Annotated in this window: 18 protein-coding genes; 7 read left to right on the forward strand and 11 right to left on the reverse strand. The window is 67.4% G+C overall.

Translation table 11 applies throughout. The annotated features are described in order from the left end of the window. The first annotated feature begins 192 nt into the window (after positions 1–192). Positions 193–948, forward strand: coding sequence for a winged helix-turn-helix domain-containing protein (locus tag BMW90_RS17700; protein ID WP_244526543.1), 756 nt, complete (start codon positions 193–195; stop codon positions 946–948). Here BMW90_RS17700 and BMW90_RS17705 read toward each other — a convergent pair. The 4 genes from BMW90_RS17705 to BMW90_RS17720 form a co-directional block, all read right to left on the reverse strand. Beyond that, positions 913–1,959: a flagellin gene (locus BMW90_RS17705; protein WP_074837716.1), complete on the reverse strand. Its 1,047-nt coding sequence runs from the start codon at positions 1,957–1,959 to the stop codon at positions 913–915. The genes BMW90_RS17700 and BMW90_RS17705 overlap by 36 nt on opposite strands. 11 nt (positions 1,960–1,970) lie before the next feature. Next, entirely contained in the window at positions 1,971–3,380 is a 1,410-nt protein-coding gene (flgK, locus tag BMW90_RS17710) for a flagellar hook-associated protein FlgK (protein ID WP_074837717.1), read from the reverse strand. Between the two features lie 45 nt (positions 3,381–3,425). Continuing rightward, positions 3,426–4,727 carry a flagellar hook protein FlgE gene (locus BMW90_RS17715; protein WP_048535264.1) on the reverse strand — a complete coding sequence of 434 codons (1,302 nt, stop codon included), beginning with the start codon at positions 4,725–4,727 and terminating at the stop codon, positions 3,426–3,428. A gap of 155 nt (positions 4,728–4,882) precedes the next feature. Beyond that, positions 4,883–6,733, reverse strand: coding sequence for a hypothetical protein (locus BMW90_RS17720; protein ID WP_074837718.1), 1,851 nt, complete (start codon positions 6,731–6,733; stop codon positions 4,883–4,885). Positions 6,734–6,828: 95 nt separating this feature from the next. On the opposite strand from BMW90_RS17720, the gene BMW90_RS17725 reads away from it, so the two are divergent. From BMW90_RS17725 to BMW90_RS17745, 5 genes are all read left to right on the forward strand, one after another. Beyond that, on the forward strand, positions 6,829–7,578 hold the full coding sequence (locus BMW90_RS17725) for a flagellar hook-basal body complex protein (RefSeq protein WP_074837719.1): 750 nt from the start codon (positions 6,829–6,831) through the stop codon (positions 7,576–7,578). A 14-nt stretch (positions 7,579–7,592) separates the two neighbouring features. After that, the gene (flgG, locus tag BMW90_RS17730) at positions 7,593–8,378 is read left to right on the forward strand and encodes a flagellar basal-body rod protein FlgG (protein WP_048535270.1); all 786 of its coding nucleotides are present in this window, start codon (positions 7,593–7,595) and stop codon (positions 8,376–8,378) included. A gap of 3 nt (positions 8,379–8,381) precedes the next feature. Further along, positions 8,382–9,038 (forward strand): flagellar basal body P-ring formation chaperone FlgA, encoded by a 657-nt coding sequence (gene flgA, locus BMW90_RS17735; protein WP_074837720.1) that lies wholly within the window; start codon positions 8,382–8,384, stop codon positions 9,036–9,038. Next, positions 9,035–9,796, forward strand: coding sequence for a flagellar basal body L-ring protein FlgH (gene flgH / locus BMW90_RS17740; protein WP_048535273.1), 762 nt, complete (start codon positions 9,035–9,037; stop codon positions 9,794–9,796). Before flgA ends, flgH begins: the two co-directional genes overlap by 4 nt. 86 nt (positions 9,797–9,882) lie before the next feature. After that, positions 9,883–10,455 (forward strand): hypothetical protein, encoded by a 573-nt coding sequence (locus BMW90_RS17745; protein ID WP_048535274.1) that lies wholly within the window; start codon positions 9,883–9,885, stop codon positions 10,453–10,455. A gap of 6 nt (positions 10,456–10,461) precedes the next feature. Here BMW90_RS17745 and BMW90_RS17750 read toward each other — a convergent pair whose 3' ends face one another. The 6 genes from BMW90_RS17750 to BMW90_RS17775 form a co-directional block, all read right to left on the reverse strand. Beyond that, a complete protein-coding gene (locus tag BMW90_RS17750) occupies positions 10,462–11,133 on the reverse strand; it encodes a flagellar hook assembly protein FlgD (RefSeq protein WP_048535276.1) in 672 nt (223 codons plus the stop codon). 13 nt (positions 11,134–11,146) lie between these two features. Then, the gene (locus tag BMW90_RS17755; RefSeq protein WP_074837721.1) at positions 11,147–12,397 is read right to left on the reverse strand and encodes a flagellar hook-length control protein FliK; all 1,251 of its coding nucleotides are present in this window, start codon (positions 12,395–12,397) and stop codon (positions 11,147–11,149) included. After that, positions 12,397–13,146 (reverse strand): sigma-70 family RNA polymerase sigma factor, encoded by a 750-nt coding sequence (locus BMW90_RS17760; RefSeq protein WP_048535281.1) that lies wholly within the window; start codon positions 13,144–13,146, stop codon positions 12,397–12,399. Before BMW90_RS17760 ends, BMW90_RS17755 begins: the two co-directional genes overlap by 1 nt. Positions 13,147–13,220: 74 nt before the next feature. Continuing rightward, a complete protein-coding gene (locus BMW90_RS17765) occupies positions 13,221–13,967 on the reverse strand; it encodes a hypothetical protein (RefSeq protein WP_074837722.1) in 747 nt (248 codons plus the stop codon). Positions 13,968–14,323: 356 nt separating this feature from the next. Then, positions 14,324–15,301 carry a flagellar motor protein MotB gene (locus tag BMW90_RS17770; protein ID WP_074837723.1) on the reverse strand — a complete coding sequence of 326 codons (978 nt, stop codon included), beginning with the start codon at positions 15,299–15,301 and terminating at the stop codon, positions 14,324–14,326. An 8-nt stretch (positions 15,302–15,309) separates the two neighbouring features. Continuing rightward, positions 15,310–15,741, reverse strand: a complete 432-nt coding sequence (locus tag BMW90_RS17775) for a Ros/MucR family transcriptional regulator (protein ID WP_074837743.1) — start codon at positions 15,739–15,741, stop codon at positions 15,310–15,312. Positions 15,742–16,159: 418 nt separating this feature from the next. Here BMW90_RS17775 and BMW90_RS17780 point away from each other — a divergent pair, with 418 nt between their 5' ends. Further along, entirely contained in the window at positions 16,160–16,822 is a 663-nt protein-coding gene (locus BMW90_RS17780) for a helix-turn-helix domain-containing protein (RefSeq protein WP_074837724.1), read from the forward strand. A 15-nt stretch (positions 16,823–16,837) separates the two neighbouring features. Here BMW90_RS17780 and BMW90_RS17785 read toward each other — a convergent pair whose 3' ends face one another. Then, on the reverse strand, positions 16,838–17,857 hold the full coding sequence (locus BMW90_RS17785) for a hypothetical protein (protein ID WP_074837725.1): 1,020 nt from the start codon (positions 17,855–17,857) through the stop codon (positions 16,838–16,840). Positions 17,858–17,891 lie beyond the last annotated feature (34 nt).

Consider the following 17,891-nt stretch of genomic DNA (forward strand, 5'->3'; position numbering starts at 1 on the left):
GACGCTCCGAAACTGGCTGGCCCGGGCCGCTCGGGACCCATTGCCAAGAGTAAACATCGGAGCGAAGAAAATCGCAATGTTTAATTCTTGATTAACCATTCTATTCTTGTGTTATGCTTGACCGCACCACAGGTTTTGCGCATTGTATGCTTGTCAAAGCATGGCGAAGTCAAAAATCGGTCAGGGGGCGTGGTGCATATCTACCTTTACGACGCGCGAACGAACGCCCTCGGCGGTCTGTTGTTCGGTCTCGCCGATGCGGATTGGCAGCCAGTGACGGTGACCGACGACTTCTTCGAACGTCAGCTCGACCTGCTCGCGCCCGAGGGCTGTGCCGACCGGCCGGTGCTGATGTGGGCCCATTCCCGCGCCGTCAAGCATATCGCCCGCCTGCGCCGGGCCGGATGCTGCAACCCGGTGCTGGTGCTGCGCGGCACGCGCGACCCGGAAGCGGCGATGGAAACCCTCGATGCCGGCGCCGACGACGATATCGTCGGCCCGCTGACCGGCCATGAGCTGCGCGCCCGGGTCAATGCCATCACCCGGCGGTTCCACGGCCATGCGGCGGCCTCGATCAATGTCGGCGATGTGACCGCGTTTTTCGACGGCCGCGACCCGGAAGTCGCCGGCCAGCCGATGAAGCTCTCGCAGCGCGAGTTGGCGATCTTTCAGCAGATCGCCCTGGCGGCGCCACGGGTGGTGTCGAAATCGCGGATCTACGATGCGGTCTACGGCATGGCCGACGATCAGCCCTTCGACAAGGTGATCGACGTCTACATCCACCGCATCCGGCGCAAGATCGAAGAGATGTCGCCGCTGGGCGATCCGCATATCCGCACCCTGCGCGGCCGCGGCTACAAGCTCGACCCGGCGGAGTCCGACGAGACGACCGCCCCGCTGCCGCCGCGCGGATCAACCCATGTAGTTCAGAAAGCTCAGCTGGGATAGCCGCGCGGTCACCGCATAGCTGGCCTGAAGCTGGGTTTCCAGCGCGGTGATCTCGGTCGCCGCCTGATAGCTGTCGACGCCAATCAGATCGCTCACCCGCGTGGAATAGACCAGTGCGCGGTCCTGCATCCGGGTGTTGGCGGCGTCGATCCGGGCCGAACCGGCGTCCAGCCGGACCTGGCTGTCAAGCAGGCCCTCCATGCCCGAGGCCAGCCGCGCGGTGGCGGCGCCGACCCAGTCGGCATAGGCGGAGGGATCACTGATCTCCTGCGCATCGGTGGCCGCCAGCATGGCAAGCCCCTGAAGCACATCGCGAAATGCCGGATCATTGGCCTGCACGTCAAGCCGCAGGGTTTCGCCGTCGCCGATATTGACGGTGACGGCGCTGCCGCCGCCGGTGTCAAACAGCGCGTCAAAGCTGCCGTCGGCATTGTCGAACAGCGCATCCATCTCGGCGATCCGGGCGGTAACTTCGACACCGGTCCCCATCCCCTGGGCCAGAAGCGCGCCGATTGCCGCGCCGGGGGTCTCGCCGCTGCTGGTGCTGGTCTGATCCCAGGGGGTCAGCGACCGGGTGTCGCTGGCGCTGCCGGAAAACAGCGCCAGCCCGGCGTGGGTCGCATTGGCCTGGCCGATCAGCGCATCGAGCGCGACCCGCGCCTGAAGCTGCAAGCCGCTGCCGGTGGAGCCGCCGACAGTGCTGTTGGCCACCGCCAGATCGAACGCCGGCTGCACGCTCTCGCGGATGGTGCCAAGGGCGCGGCTCATGCTGTCGAACCGACCGCCCAGCAGGGTGTTGGCGGTGACCTGGGCCGCGTCGCGGTCGAGCGCGGCATTCAGCGCCAGCGCCTCCGAGGCGCTGGCGCCGAGCGAGGCGTAGATGTCGCTCTGGACGCCGGTGGCCAGCTCCTGCTCGGCCTGGGCAAGACGGTTTTGCAGCTCGGCATTGGTATTGCGGCGCAGCAGGTTGCTGTAGAGCGTCGAGGGGCCGTTTGTCATGTTGTAGATCATCTGTGCATTCCTCAGGCGGCGCCGAGCAGGGTGTCGATCATCTCCGACGCGACGGTCAGGACCCGGGCGTTGGCGGCATAGGATTGCTGGATCGCGGTGAGCTGTTGCAGCTCGTCGTCGATGTTGACGCCGGCAAAGGCCATGCGGCTGGATTGCACCGCCACCGCCCCGGCGGCCAGCGATTCCGCCGCCGATCCGGCGCTGGCGCGGGTGGCGTTCTGGCCGGCGATCAGCGCGGCGACATACTCCGGCAGCCGGTCGCTGCCACCGAGGCCCGCCGCCGCGTCAAACGCAGTTGTCGCATCGAGCGTGTCGACAAAATCGAGGATCAGGCTGTTGTCGCCCGAGGTGCCCGGCGCGGTGGCCCCCATGCCGTCGCGGATCCGCCAATAGCCGCCGCCGGCCTCGGGCAGCACCGCCGGGTTCACCGCGATGCGCGCGGCCAGGCCGGGCGCGGCCGGATCCGCCAGCGCCGCGCCGGCATCGGTGAACAGCCCCGCCTCGCCCGGTGCCAGGCTGGGATCGGCCCCGGCCATGCCCTCGATCAGCGCGCGGGCGACCTCGTCAAGCTGGGCCTGCATCTCGGGCAAGGTCTCGGAATAAAGCGTGATCCGGCCGGCCAGGGCGCCTTCGGAAATGCCGCGCACACCGGTCTTGCCCGGCGTGATCTCGATCTCGCCGGCATACAGCGTGCCGGTCGTGGGTTCGAACCGCAGCGGCTGCCGCAGATTGTCCGACAGCAATGCGGTGCCGCCGGTGGTGAACAGCGCCACCTGGCCATCCGTGTCCTTGCGCAGGGTGAAGTCGGTGACCTCGGCCAGCGCATCGAGTTCGGCGGTGATCTGGTCTTCCAGCGCCAACCGCGCCTCGCCCTCGAGCCCGCCGGCAATCCGCTCGTTCAGCCCTTGCAGCCGCGTCAGGCTGGCGTTCAACGCGTCCACATCGGCGCCGATCGCGGCGGCGGTGTCCTTGGCGGTGTCGGCCAGCGCGCGACCGGCGCGGTTCAGCGCCAGCGCCAGCCCCTGGGCACCATCGACCGCGCTGCGTTGCAGGCTGGCATCCGAGGGCGCGACCGACACGAGGTCAAGCGCGTTCTGGAATTCGGTCAGCCGGGTCAGGATGGTGTCGCTGCTCTCGCTGTCGCCGAGGATCGCGGTATAGGGCGACAGGCCCGTGGCCATAGCGTCCTGGGTCGCGGTGCGCGACACCTCGTTGCGATACATCGCATCGAGCGAGCTGTCGACGGCACGGGCGATCGTCGACACCCCCGGCACGCCCTGCGGATCGGTGGTGACCGCAAGATCGCGGCGGGCATAGCTGGCATTGCCGGCGTTGGCGATATTGCCCGACACGGTTTCGGCCCAGCGCGAGGTGGTTGTCAGCCCGGCGCCGGCGACGCTGAGCGCGGAAGTCAGGCTCATGGCGTTCTCCTGTCAGGCCGACGCATTGATTGCCGCTCTGGCCGGTTAGCGTTTCAGGTTCACGGTTTCCGACAGCATTTCGTCGGCGGTGGTGATGATCTTGGCGTTGGAAGAATAGGCGCGCTGGCGCTGGATCAGGCTGGTCAGCTCCTGCGCGATATCGACATTGGCGGATTCCACGCCACCGGAGGTCAGGGTGCCGGTTTCGCCGCTGCCGGCCTGGCCGAGATAGAAATCGCCGGAGTCCATCGAGGTGGAGAAGGTCGAATTGTTGGTGGTCTGCAAGCCATTGGCGTTCGAGAAAGTGGCCAGCGGCACCTGGTAGAGCGCCGAGCGGGTGCCATTGTCGAACACGCCCCAGACATTGCCGAATTCGTCGAATTCCACCCGCGTCAGCGTGCCGCTCTCGGAGCCGTCGGCCTCGATGGTCAGGGGCGAGTAATCGCCCGAGAACTGGCTCAGCCCGTCAAAGCTGCCGGGCGCGCCGAGCGAGACGTCGACCACCTGCGGCGTGGTGCCGTTGTTGACGGTCAGCGTCATCACGCCGGTTGCCGGGTTGAAGGCAAAGCCCGCCGGGGCGGTGGCGGTCGATGTGGCATTGGCATAGGCCAGCGGCGCGCCGGCGTTGGGGCCGCTGTCGGCAAAGCTCATGGTGACTTCGCCGTAGCTGGTATTGGCGTCGCTGATCGTCACCTGCCAGCTGTTGGGCGTGGTGGTGGGCTGGAACGACAGGGTCAGCCGCTCGGCCGCGCCGAGGGCGTTGTAATATTCGACCGAAGAGACAAAGGGATCGCCGGCGGCGGCCTGTCCGGTTTCCTGCGACGGCAGGTTGCCGCCAATCGCGATATTGCCGGTGATCGACCCGGCAATCGTCTGGTTGGCGACATTGACCGGCACCAGATCGGCAAAGCTGTTGCGGTCGACCGCGCCAAGCGCGCCGTTGGCGCCATAGGCATACCCCATCAGGTAGAGCCCGGCTGAATTGACCATATTGCCGTTGTCATCGGGCTCAAAGCTGCCGACGCGGGTGAACAGGTTGCCGTTGGTGTAAGAGGCATCGATGTTCGAGTTGACCACGAAAAAGCCGTTGCCGGTGATCGCCAGATTGGTGGCGATCGCGGTGTCGAGGTAATTGCCGTCAACCGTGTTGCTGTGGATCGAGGTGGTCTGCACGCCGGTGGCCATGGCGCCACTGGCGCCCGAGGCCCCGGCGGTAACCATCTGCTCGAAGCTGCGGCGATAGCCGACCGTATCGGCATTCGCGATATTGTAAGAGATGCTGCTGACCGCCGTGGAATTCGCCAGCAGCCCGCTGACGCCCGACGCCATCGCGTTGGTAATGCTCATATCCGCCTCGTCTTTGCCGTGCCGGTGTTGGGTCACCGTTGCCCCTACATATAGACCAGCCTGGTTACACCAAGTTTAAAGACGGCTGTTCTTGGCGATGTTTTACAACCGCTTCGCTGATCCTTGCCTGTTTTTGCGGCTGCCGGCGCGGGGCCTCAATTGACGCTGCGCGGTGCCGACAGCGTGTCGAGCATGTCCTGTGCGCTGTCGATCCGCCGGCGGGCGGCGTCCTGGCGCAGCGGCAGAAGCTCCGGCACCTGGGCGGTCAGGGTGGCGGCAATCTCGGTCCATTCCGGCAGGTCGGTCAGGGCGGCGAAGCGACCGACCAGATCGGCGGCGGTGGCCACGTCGCCGCTGCGATGGGCGGCAAGCAGATAGCGGATCGCGTCGGGCAGCGGCAGATCGGCCCCGGTGCGCGCCGCCAGCGCGGCATAGGCGGCCTGCGCCTCGGGCCATTCGCCGCGTTCGAACCGGGCCTGGGCGCGCAGCCGCAGCACCTGTTCGGGCGCCTCCGCCGCGCTGGCCGACAAGAGCGCGGCGCGCTGACCGGTCTCGTCGAGATAGCGCGCCGAGACCAGCGCCAGTCGCGCGGCCAGCGCCGGCTCCTCGGGCCTGGGCGGCTCTGCCAGCCGCAGGCCCAGCGCCTCGAACTGCCCGCCCTGCAACAGCGCCTCGGCCTCCTTGACGGCCAACCGGTCGAGCTGGCCGGGAAGCGGCGCAAACAGGCCCAGATCCTGCGCCGCGGTCAGGTGGTCGCGGATCGTGGCGAATTCCTGCGCCGCGACGGTGGTGGCGCCTGCGGCCAGGAACCCGTCGGCGAACCGCTCGGCCGACAGGGCGTAATCGGCGGTAAAGCGGAACCAGGGCGCAATCCGGGCGTGCAGCGCCATGAAGGCCGAGAGCGAGATCTCGCCGCTGGCGCCCTGTTCGTAGAGCTTGCCGATCAGATGTTGCGCTTTCTGCTGCGCTCCCTGCGCCTGGTCGGTGCCCGGATGGCGCTGGCGCAGCCGGCCATAGGTCTCTACCGCCGCGACCGGATCGCCCGCGATCTCTTGCAGCGCCGCCAGATCGCCCAGGGTGTCCGCCGCCGCGGCATCGCCCCGCCAGATCTCGGTTTCGAGCGCCAGCAGGTCGGCGGCCTCGGCAGAGCTCAGCGCATCCTGGCGTAACCCGAGATCGACCAGTGCCCGCCGCGCCCGGTGGCCCCAGCGATCGGAGCCCGATTGTGCCAGCGCATAGCTGTCGAAGGCCGCCAACGGCGCATCACCGGCTTCGGCCACCTTGCCCAGCAGGAAATGCAGCGCCGGGCTGTCGTGCAGGGTGACATGATCCTCGAACCGGCTGGCGATATCGCGGGCAAGCTGCCATTGCCGGTCGTCGATGGCGCATTCCAGCAGCGCCGGCAGCGCCTGTTCGCGGGCCACCTCCGGGAACCGTTGCAGCCGCTCGAAGGCGGCGCGCAGCCCCGGCGCGGCCTTGGCGCACGCGCCGGCGCGCAGATCCGACATCACCAGCAAGAGCGGCTGATCGGGCCATTTGGCGTAATGCGGCGCCAGCAGATTGGCGGCGCGCTCGGTCAGCGGCCGGCCCAGCGGATCGAACAGCCCCAGCGCCAGCTCCAGCGCCGCCGCACGCAGGCCATGCGCCGGCGGCACCTGCGGCCCGCGCACCTCCGAGAGGATCGACAGCGCCTCCGGGATCATGCCGTGGGCAAAGTGAAATTCGGCCAGCTCGATCAGCACCCGCATCCGCGCCGGCCCGGTTTCGCCGGCGCGCAGCAGCGCCGCCATCAGCGCCGTGCGCCCGGCCAGAAACGGCTGCGACTCGCGCGGCGCGAGGTAAAGCACCGGCGGCTCGATCCCCCAGATCGGCGCCTCCAGCCCCTGCACCGCGGGCATCGCGCGCACCGTCTCGGTGGCCGCCGCAGAGGATTGGGGCAGCCCCAGGGTCAGCGCCGCGACAGCGCCGAGAAAACAAGAATAGGCCGAGTTTTTTCGCCGTTTCATCATGATTGTTCTTGATGTACACCAAATGAAAACGCATTGTCAGCAAGAAAAGAGCGTCACGCAAGCGGTAGAACAAGAATTGATTGAGATGATCGATGGATAATTCCACCTATGTCGCCCTGTCTCAGCTCACTGCGCTGGAGCGTCAGCTTGACGTCACCGCCAACAATATCGCCAACGCCAATTCCACCGGCTTCAAGGCCGAACGCGTGCTGTTCGAAAGCTACCTGAACCCCGACAGCACCGACGTCACCGGCGAGGGCACCAGCTACCTGATCGATCGCGGCTCCTATCTCGATGACCGCTCCGGCGTCGTGCTCCAGACCGGCAACCCGCTCGACATGGCGCTTTCGGGTGCCGGCTGGTTTGCCTACGAGTTGGAGGACGGCCAGCAGGCCTTTGGCCGCGACGGCAATTTCGTGCTCGACCCGCAGGGCCGCGTTGTCACCACCAGCGGCGCCCAGGTGCTGGACGCGGGCGGCGCGCCGCTGGCCCTGCCGCCGGCCCTGGCCGCGACGGTGGCGATCTCGGGCGAGGGGGTGATCTCGTCGCAGCAGGGCGGCGTGCTGGGTCAGATCGGCATTTTCGCCCTGCCCGACCGCCAGTCCCTGGGCCGCGCCGGCGGCGGCATGTTCGTCCCCGAGGACGGCACCGCCCAGCTTGCCCCCGACGACACCGGCACCGAAGTGATCCAGGGCGCGCTGGAAGCCAGCAACGTACAGGCGGTGAGCGAAGTGACGCGGCTGATCGACATTCAGCAGGCCTATCAGCACGCGCTCAACCTGATTTCGTCAGAGGACGACCTGAAAAAAGAGATGCTGAGCCGCATCGGCCAGACCAGCTAGAGAGGGAGACGCAGATGAAAGCCCTGGGTATCGCCGCCACCGGCATGATGGCGCAGCAGACCAATGTCGACGTGATTTCCAACAATATCGCCAACGCCAATACCACCGGCTACAAAACCGCCCGCGCCTCTTTTACCGATCTGGTGTACGAGAACCTCTCACGCGAGGGGGCGGTGACGGCGGAAGAGGGTAACACCCGGCCGGTGGGCCTCGACGTCGGCCTCGGCGTGCAGGCGGTGGGGACGGTCCGGCTCAACACCCAGGGCGGGCTGGTGCAGACCCAGAACCAGCTCGACATGGCGATCGACGGGCGCGGCTATTTCACCGTCAACCTGCCCGATGGCGATCAGGCCTATACCCGCGACGGCTCTTTCCGGCTTTCGGCCGAGGGGCAGATCGTCAATGGCAGCGGCTACGAGATCGATCCCGGCGTGGTGCTGCCGGCCAATACCACCAAGATCGAGATCAGCGACACCGGCATCGTCAGCGCCTTTGTCGACAACGATCCGGTGCCGGTCGAGATCGGCCAGCTCACCCTGGCCACCTTTGTCAACGACGCCGGCATGCGGCCCCTGGGCGACAACCTATTGCAGGCCACCGTCGCGTCGGGCGATGCGATCCCCTCGCTGCCCGGCGATGAGGGCGTCGGCATCCTGCGGCAGGGATATCTCGAAAGCTCGAACGTCGATATCGTCCGCCAGATCACCGATCTGATCCAGGCACAGCGCGCCTACGAGATGAACTCCAAGGCCATTTCAACCGCCGACGAAATGATGTCGGCCGCCAACCAGATCCGGTAAGCCATGCCTGTCCTTGCCCTGATCCTTGCCCTTGTTCTTGCTCCGCTTTCGGCCCGCGCCGAAACCGCGGATGTGCTGATCGAGGAGCAGGTGCGCCAGAGCTGGGGCAACGAGCTGCCGGCCGAGGCGCTGATCCGCATCCGCTTCTCCGGCAATGCCGCCGCCGAGGCCGAGATGATCTCGGCCTTCTGGATGGACCGCGACAGCGGCCGGTTTCTGGCCAATGCGGTGACCGAGACCGGCGTCACCCACCGGCTCGAGGGCATGGCGCTGCCGGTGCTGGCGGTGCCGGTGCCGGCGCGGCGGCTGATGCCGGGCGCCATTATCGGCACCGATGATATCGCCATCACCGAGCTTCCGCTGCGCCGCATCGGTGCCTTCACCATCACCGAGCCCGAGTTGCTCGAGGGCATGCAGGTCCGCCGCATGCTGGCCCAGGGCCGGCCGGTGATGACGCAATCGGTGATGCAGCCGCTGGTGATCGACCGCGGCGACAAGGTCAACATCCTCTATGACGACGGCCGGCTGGTCCTGACCGCCCCGGGCCGCGCGCTCGACAGTGCCCATCGCGGCGCCGAACTGCGCATCGTCAATCTGGTCAGCAATGCCCCGCTCGAGGCGATTGCCCGCGGGCCGGGGCTTGTGGAGGTGATCCGATGATCCGTTTACGCCAAATTCTGCCGGCCGGCCCGGCGCTTGTGCTGCTTGCCGCCTGTGGCAAACCGGTGTTCGACCGCGACCCCGAGCTCAGCCCGATCGGCGTCGACCGCCGCGACCTGGCCGCCGCGCAGACGGTCAACGTGCCGATGCCCCCGCCCGAAATGCCGCGCATTCCCGATCGGGCCGAACGCGCCTCGCTCTGGGAGCCGGGCAGCGGCGGCTTCTTTGCCGATCAGCGGGCAACCCAGATCGGCGATCTTCTGACCATCGTGATCGAGATCGACGACGAGGCCAGCCTCGACAACGCCTCGGACCGCAGCCGCAGCGGCGACAGCTCGCTGACGCTGGCCGGGTTCTTCGGCTATGGCTCGCAGATCGACAAGATCCTGCCCGGCGTCGGCCCCGCCGACCTGCCCAGCGGCGACATCGTCGATATCGGGTCGACCACCAGCGCCAGCGGCGACGGCTCGATCGATCGCCGCGAGTCGATTTCGCTGCGCATGGCGGCGCTGGTGGTGCAGGCGCTGCCCAACGGCAATCTGGTGGTGGTCGGCCGGCAGGAGGTGAAGGTGAACGAAGAACTGCGCGAACTGCGGGTCTCCGGCATCATCCGCCCGCAGGACATCGACCGGGGCAATACCATCCGCTACGACAAGATGGCCGAAGCCCGCATCAGCTATGGCGGCCGCGGATCGATCAGCCGCCAGCAGGTGCGCGGCTATGGCGAGGACGTGATGGACGTAATCCTGCCATATTAGACCTAACTTCCGACAAAGTTTGCGAAAAGTTTTGTCTGATTGCCAAGCGATAACCGATTCCGAGACAACCAGTTCGGAATCAGGACATGCAGAAGACCGCTATCGCCTTTGTCGCCCTGCCGCTCGCCTTTGCCGCGGCGGGATATGCCGGTGGGCAGGTGATGCCCGCCGCCGTCGTGACAGCGGCGCCCTCCGAAATCGATCCCCCGGGCCAGACCCCGGCGGCGCAGGTTCTCGACGAACTCGCCGACAAGGAAAGCGGGCAGGAGAGCCCCGACGAAGGCGCCGCGACGCCGGACGCCGACCATTCGCAGACCGCGGCCGCGCGCAACGAGGCCAATGTGGTGCGCCTCGGCCGGATGAGCGTGCCGGTCTATCGCGCCCATAGCGTGACCTATGTGGTGTCGGAAATCGGCGTCGAGATGCGCGACACCGAAGCGGCCGCCAAGTTCAGCGATGCCGAGAACACCTCGCGCCTGCGCGATGCGGTGCTGGCCTCGCTGCATCGCGCGGCCGAAGGGCTGAGCCTGACCGGCGAACGGGTCGAGACGCCGCGGCTGGCCGAAACCCTTGTGGCCGATCTTCGGGATGATTTTGGCGCGGATGTCGCCGAGGTTCTGCTTCTGTCGCTGCTTCAGGCCGAGGTGCCGCGCAGCTGAGACGGCTCAGCGCACCTCTTCGATCAACCCGGCGAGCACCGCTTCGCCGGTTTCCAGCTGCAACACCGCCAGCCCCTGATCATAGGTCAGCCCGGTGACCTGCGCCAAGGCGAAGGTCTGCGAGGTCACCGTGTTGCCATCGAGATCCAGCGCCGTGAGCTGCACCGAATATTGCCCGTCGGGCAGGGCCGCACCGGCGTCGTCCAACCCATCCCAGGCGACCTCGTGCAGGCTTCCGGTGCTGCCTGGCAAGCCGTAGAAGCTGCGCAGGATGGTGCCGTTTGCGTCGGTCACATCCATCGTCACCAGCTGCGCCTCGTTGCCCAGCCGATAGCCCAGCGTCGCCCCGCCACCGGACAGGGCCACTTCTGACGACGGCGCCACCACGCTGTGGCCGATCAGGTTCAGCCCCGAGATCGCCGACAGGCTGGTGAGCTGCGCGGCAATGCCTTCGAGGTTGGCATTCTGCGCCACCGCCTGTTCGACCTGGGTCAGCGTCGCGAGCTGCGAGACAAAGGCGGTGCTGTCCATCGGCTCGAGCGGATCCTGGTTCTGGATCTGCGCGGTCAGCAGGGTGATGAAGCTCTGATAATCCTCGCCGAGCTGGCTCAGGGCGTTGTTGGAGCCGGAGGCGGTGCCGTTGGTCGCGCCGGTCAGGCCATAGGGATCGATTGCCATTGTTCTGTCCTTGTCAGACCGTGATATCGACGCCGCCAGAGGCGGGCGCGGCGGGGGTCGGGGGATCGGTCGGCTCGGCGGCCGTCTCACCGGCCCATGTTTGCGGCAGCGCGGTCTGTCGCGCGCCCTGCCCGGTGTTCTGGCGCGCGCCCTCGCCGCTGCCCTGGCTGCCCATGTCGGCGAAGCTGAGTCCGCGCGCCTCGACCTGATGGCCGGCATCGCGCAGCAGCGTCAAGAGCCCCTCGCGATCGGCCCGCAGACTGCCCAGAACCGAGGCCTGATCGGCCCGGACGGTGACGTTGATCTGGCCGTCGTCGCCGGGTGCGAGGCTGATTTCGACCCGGCCGAGCCCCTCGGGCCGAAGCGCGACGCGGATGGTGCCGCCCTGATCCACCTGGGCGCGGAGCTGGCCGAGGATCTGGCCGCTGTCGGGCAGCGGCGCACGGGCCTGCTGTGCCACCACCTCGGGCGGCGGCGCCGGGGTGAATACTGTCCCGGGCTGCGCCGGAGCGGGCGCAGGCGCGGCGGCCATGTCGGCGATCACCGGCGCGCGCAGCTCGGCCCCCGCGGCTGCCGGGGGGGCGGGCACGGCCGCGACGCCGGCGCGCAACTCCACGCGCGAAGGGGCCAGGTCCACCGGCGGTCGCTCAGCCATCTGCCGCATCTCCGTGGCACCGCCCGCAGGGATCTGCGACACCGCCCTGTCGCCGCGCAATGGCGGCTCGGCCTGCGCCTGCGGCGTCTCTGCCACCTGCGCCGAGATATCCGAGATCAGCCGGGACACCTCGGTCCGCACCTCGGTCGGGCCGGTGCGCGCCGCCGCTTCCACCACCGGCGCAGCGGGTGCGCGGAGCGCCTGAAGCGCCTCGGTCAGACGCTGCCCGGCGAGAACGGGCGGCCCGGCCTCGATTCCGGGCGCCGCCGGCGGCAACACGACCTCCGCCAGCGCGGCGACCAGCGGCACCAGAGCCTCGGCAAGTTCCGCATCGGCAAGCTTCGGATCCTCCAGCGCCGCCTGGGCCTCGGCCAGAAGCGCTTCGAGCCCGCCGTCAGCCGTCTCCTGCGCCGTCTCGCGGGACGTGCCGGAGGCCGCTTTGGGTGCCGGCAGATCGCCGGACCCCTCTTGCCCCTCGCGCCGACCCAGCAACGCAGCGAAAAGCCCGGCACCGGCCGCGTCAGGGGACGCGTCACGGGCCGCGCCGCGCGCGGACGGTTCGGTGCCGGTGGCAGAGGCCAGACCGGCCAGGGCGCTGAGGATGTTCATCACGGCTGCAACAGGCTGCGCGAAAAGCCCGCCTCCACCAGATGCCGGCGCAGCCGCATCATCGCCCGCCGCTCGACCTGGCGCAGCCGCGCCGGGGACAGGCCCATCTCGGCGGCAAGCGCCAGATGCGGTTCGGGATCGGCCGACAGATGCCGACGCCGCACCACCTCGATCTCCTGCGGATCGAGTTGCCCCAGCGCCCGCGCCAGAAGCCCCGCCAGCTGCGCCTCGCGGTCGAGGCGGCTGATTTCCTCTTCCGGCCCCGGGGCGTCACAGACCAGCGCGGTGCGCGGATCGGCCGGGCCGTCGCTGGCGCCGTCGATCTCGATCGCGGCCTGGACGGCCAGGCGGATCAGGTGATGTTCCGGTTCGGGCAGCCGGCCGGCGCGGGCATCGAGATAGGTTCGCGCGGGAATGTCGATCACCGCCTTGATCCGGGCCACGGCCGCGGAAATCGCGTTGCGCACCCACCAGCTGGCATAGGTGGAGAACCGCACATCCTGGCTTCGGTCGAAACTGTCGGCGGCGCGCAGCAAGCCCATCATCCCCTCGGCGGCCAGATCCTCGAGATGCGTCGGATTGTCGGTAAACCGCGCCGCCAGCGCCCAGGCCTGGCGCGCATGGGCGCAGACCAGAAGCTCCAGCGCCTTGCGGTCGCCGCGATCCTGCCAGCCGCCAATCGCGGCGCGCTCCTGCTCGAAGCTGAGCAGCGGCACCCGCATCGCGGCCTGGTACGACATCGAGTTCATGAAGAGCGTCGCCCTATCCTTGCTTTCAAGGATAGAAAAACACATTTCACGGAAAACAGAAAGAAATTAAAGATTTAGTGAAAGTTAAAGCGCGCGCTGATATCCTGTGGCAGCGGCTCGAACTCGCTTTCCGGGGCGCCGAGGCAGGCGCGCAGCATCATCGAGGTGCGGCCGATCCATTCTTCCAGTGCCAGCGGCTCTGACGAAACATCCAGCAGGCGGCTGCCGAACAGGCAAAGATCGGGTTCAGCAAAATCCGGGTCGAGCCGTGTCAGATGGGCGATCATCGCCGGGCTGGTGAGGAAATCGGGCGTCGCGGTCAGCGTCTCGCCGGCCATCCAGTACCGGCCGAGGCCAAGCGCCATGCCGCGCCGGAAGCCAGCCATGTCAAGCGCGGCGCCGGCGCCTTCCAGCTCGGCGGCGCGGCGCAGGGCGGCTTGCGCCAGGGCATGCAGTGCCTCGTTTTCGCGCTCCAGCGGCATCTCGCCCAGCGACAGCGCGAGGATCAGGCTTTCGGCCACCGCCCCGCCCAGCAGGGAGCCGAGGTTCTGTTCGCCACTCGGCAGCATCACCACCAGCGTGTCGTAATCGAGATCCAGCGGCAGCTCTTCGACAAGCACATCCCCGAGCGGCAGACCGGGCGCCAGCTCCAGGCTGTCGGACATGGCGAGCGGTCGTTCACAGGCGGCGCCGGCAACCAGCGGCGCGGTGCGCACCGGCAGGATGCGCGAGAACAGGTTCAGGAAATATCGGGAGGTTTCAGCGTCCGGCATGGCGACGCCATCTTCCCAAATGAGGTCGAGCACCTGTTGTCCAAGCATCCTTAAATCCGCTCCCTGAACTTGTTTAAACGATCAGCTACCCCTCAATCAGTACGTGCGGATTAACCCTGCTTAAAGGATTCAAGTGTAAAGGCTCATACCATATCTAGGCGGTGAGCTTGGGGCGATATCTATATAGAGCCATGTGATTCGCCGGCCTTTGCCGCTTGAATCCAAGGGTCCGGGCCACCTCCGCGCCGCCTGCCGCGCCGCAGAGATTCATGAACACCCCCTGAGTTTTCGTTACAAAACGGGATTCAACCCCCATATTTTGCGTTATTCTGCGCGCTCGCCCGCTATATAGGGCCGCTTCCACTGGGTTTTGCCGCGAAATCCCGGGGTAAGCGTAACGTATTTCAGGGAATCGGTCGCCGGAGCGGCGCATCCTGGCCCATCGGATAGACCACCATGATGCTGATGCGGCGGTTCTCGGCCGCATCGGCGCTGATACCGTCCAGCGGCTCGGTATCGGCCAGGCCGGAAATCCGGGTGATCCGCAACTGGTTGACGCCATTTTCCACCAGAACCCGCCGGGTGGCATTGGCGCGGTCGGCCGAAAGCTCCCAGTTGGAATAGGGGCCGCCGTTCTGGAACCGGAGCGAATCCGTATGCCCGGCAATCGTGATCTCGTTCGGCAGCTCGGCCAGCGATCCGGCCACCACCTCGAGAAGATGCCGGGTGCGCTCGGGGATGCGGGCGCTGCCCGAGTTGAACATCGACCGGCCGGTGCGGTCGACGATCTGGATTTCCAGCCCGTCGTCGCGGCGTTTGAACTCCAGGTGTTCGGCCAGCGTCTCGAGCCCCACGGTATTGGCGATATCCTCGGCAATCTGCTGCTCGAGCCGGTCCTGCGCCGCCGCCCAGGCCTCGCGCGCGCGGGCCATCTCCAGGGTATCGAGCGCCGCGGCCGCCTCTGCTTCCGCCTCGGCCTCGGCCTCGGCTTGCGCCGCGACCTGTTCCGCCGGAGTCGGGCTTTCGTCGCGCAGCCGGCTGTCGAACACGGCCAGCGGGTTTTCCTGGCCGAAACTGGGCAATTGCACCGGGGTGGCGGCGCCGTCGGTGCCGCTCAGCACGCCCTCGGCGGCCAGAACGGTGCCATCGAGCAACCCGTCGCCCTTGCCGCCGCTCTGCGACAGGCTGGGGGAAAAGTAATCCGCCAGGCCGCGCAGCTTCTCTTCGTCCGAGGCGGCGAGAATCCACAGCAGCAGGAAAAACGCCATCATCGCGGTCATGAAATCCGCATAGGCGACTTTCCAGGCGCCGCCGTGATGGCCGTGGTCCTCGCTCTCCTCGGACCGCCGGATGATGATTGTCTGTTCGTCCGATTGCGCCATGCCGGGGCCTATGCCTCGCCGGTGACGACAGACCGTTCATATTTGCCCAGCCCCGCCTTCCGGGCGTGTTTGGCCTTTTTGCGGGAATAGCTCGGTGCGACCAGCGGGAAATCCTCGGGCAGATCAAAGGCGGCGCGATAGCCGGCCTCGGTCATGCCATGTTCGGCTCCCAGATGACGCTTGAGCATCTTGAAGCTGCGGCCGCAGCACAGGCAGGTCACCCGATCCTCGGACACCGCCTGATCGACCGGCACCGCCGGCCGCAATCGGCCGGTCTCCGGCGCGATCGGCACCGCGACCGCGGAGCTTCCCTGACGCGAGAATTCCTCGGCCAGCCGCCGATAAAGCGCCACGATCTCATCCTGGCCAACATCCGGCCGCGAGGCATAGGCCGCGACGATGCGGCCGGCGGTTTCCTCTTTCATGCCCTGAGTAGTCATCTTCATCTCCTGCCCGCCCGATCTTTGACGCCGCCGGGTCGCTGCCTGTGGCCGATGCGCGGGCCGTCGGGGGCACTGGCAGTCGGGCCATTGTACGGGAAACTCACGTGTTAATCTTGCAAATTCTTGAGCCGCGCAACCCGCCTCGGCCGAAACCGGCCGGGATCCGCCGCCCCGGGCAAGGAATTATCGCCCGGTTCTCAAGTGGATCACCGCGCAGCCCGGCGAAAGGCGCCAGGCCCCTGGGGCCATCGGATACGAGATGATATTGCATGCCTCAAACGTGACTTTCTCGGTTTCTTCATGATTGTCGAAAGATAGATAGCGCGCCAAGGTTAATCGGAGTTGAAAATTCACGAAATTTTGCACAAACCTCTCTAAAGAGTTCAGGACTAACCTTGGGAGTATCTACCGGCTCATGAAGAACAGGGGCTCTTTCGCCGCCGTGGTCGAACGTGACACGGGTCTGCGGACGGCCTGGGCCGGGGTCTTGCAGGATTGCGGCCTGCCCAAGGTGCTACGCCGGGCCCGGCCGGCGGAATTGCGCGACACGCTGACCGAAGGCGCCCCGCTCAGCGCCCTGATCGTCGGGCTTTCGGCCCGGCACATTCCCGACGAGGCGATGTTGACGCTGATTGCCACCGCCCGGCGGCACGCCAGCGAGGCGGTGATCCTGGCGATCGATCATGCCAACCGGTCGCAGGGCGCGATTGCCGCCTTTGCCGCCGGCGCCGACGATGCCCTGCGCGCCGATCACGATCCCGGAGAGCTGCGCGCGCGGCTGTCGCTGCGGCTTCAGGGCGCGGTGCGCAAGAACCGAAAGGCGGCGCGGCTGGTCCAGCTTGGCCTGACCCCGGTCGAAGAGCGGATTTTCAGATACATGAGCCGCCACACGGGCGAGATCGTCGACCGCGCGGCGCTGGCGCAGGTGCTGGGCGAGGCCGACTGGGCCTATGGCGACCGCCGCATCGACGTGCATATCGCCCGCATCCGGCAAAAGCTGGAATCCCGGTCGGACGGGGGGTTTCGCGTGCGCTCGGCACGCGGGCGCGGCTATATCCTCGACGACAACGACGACTGAGGCCCGGGCGGCCAACTACCGCGCGGCGAACCGCGTCTCGGACGGCTGCGGCGCGTCGATGGCGCCCGATTTCATCGGCAGGAACGGCAGCGAAAACGGCGCATCCTCGCGCAGCATCGCGCCGGCGGCGAGACCGAGGCAGACCATGCCGATCAGCGCCGAGCGTACCGGCGAAAACAACCGCCGGCGCCGCGCCGGAGCTTCGGCCTCGGGGGGTGGCGGCGGCAAGAGCGCGCCCGGCGTGACAAAGACGCCCTGGCCGGTGATCGTGACCTGCGCCTGGCGTGGCCCTTGGGCATAGCGCGCGCGCAGCGCCTTGGGAAAGCCCTCCTCCGGCATGTCGATCACCAGCGACTCGCCCGGGCTCCAGCCCGCCGCCACCGGCCGCGGCAGCACAAAGCAGGAGAAATCGTCGCGAAAGCCGATCTTGCGGGTCCGCCGCGCCGGCGTCTGGATGCTCAGCAGCTCCGGCGCCAGGCTCAGCCGCAGCCCGGTGCGCCCGAGTTCGAGCACGCCGTCGGCAAAATCGCATTCCGCCTGGGCGTCGAGCGCGGCGAACCCCTCGGGCAGATCGGGCTTGCGCGGCGGTTTCGGCGCGGTCTCCGAAAGGTGCAGCCGCGGCTTCCAGCGAAAGACATCGGTCAGGGTGGCCGCCTTGGTCGCGGGCTTGGGCGCCGGCGCTTCCGGTTTGCGCGAGGCCTCGAACCGGTGATTGATCAGGTAGTCCTGCGCCAGCTCGGCCAGATCGTCCTCGTCGAGGATCAGCGCCATCAGCTTCTGTTCGTCGGTAAAGAGCACCCGCCGCGTCGGATAGCCCGCAACCTCGGGCACCACCTCGAGCTCGGCCCGCGCGCAGCCCAGAACCGCCGCCGCCTTGGCCGGCATCCGGTCGCGTTCGCTGACATGGAACAGCAAGAGCTCGCACAATCCCGCCGCATCGAGGCAGAGCACCAGACCGATCTCGTCGGGCCAATCCGCGAACAGATGCGCCAGATCACGGGCTTCGAAGAAATAGGCGAGCTTGCCGGAGGCCATGCCGCAACTCCAAGGATTGTTCTTCACTACTCAA

The organism is Marinovum algicola (assembly GCF_900109145.1).
GTDB classification, from domain to species: domain Bacteria; phylum Pseudomonadota; class Alphaproteobacteria; order Rhodobacterales; family Rhodobacteraceae; genus Marinovum; species Marinovum algicola.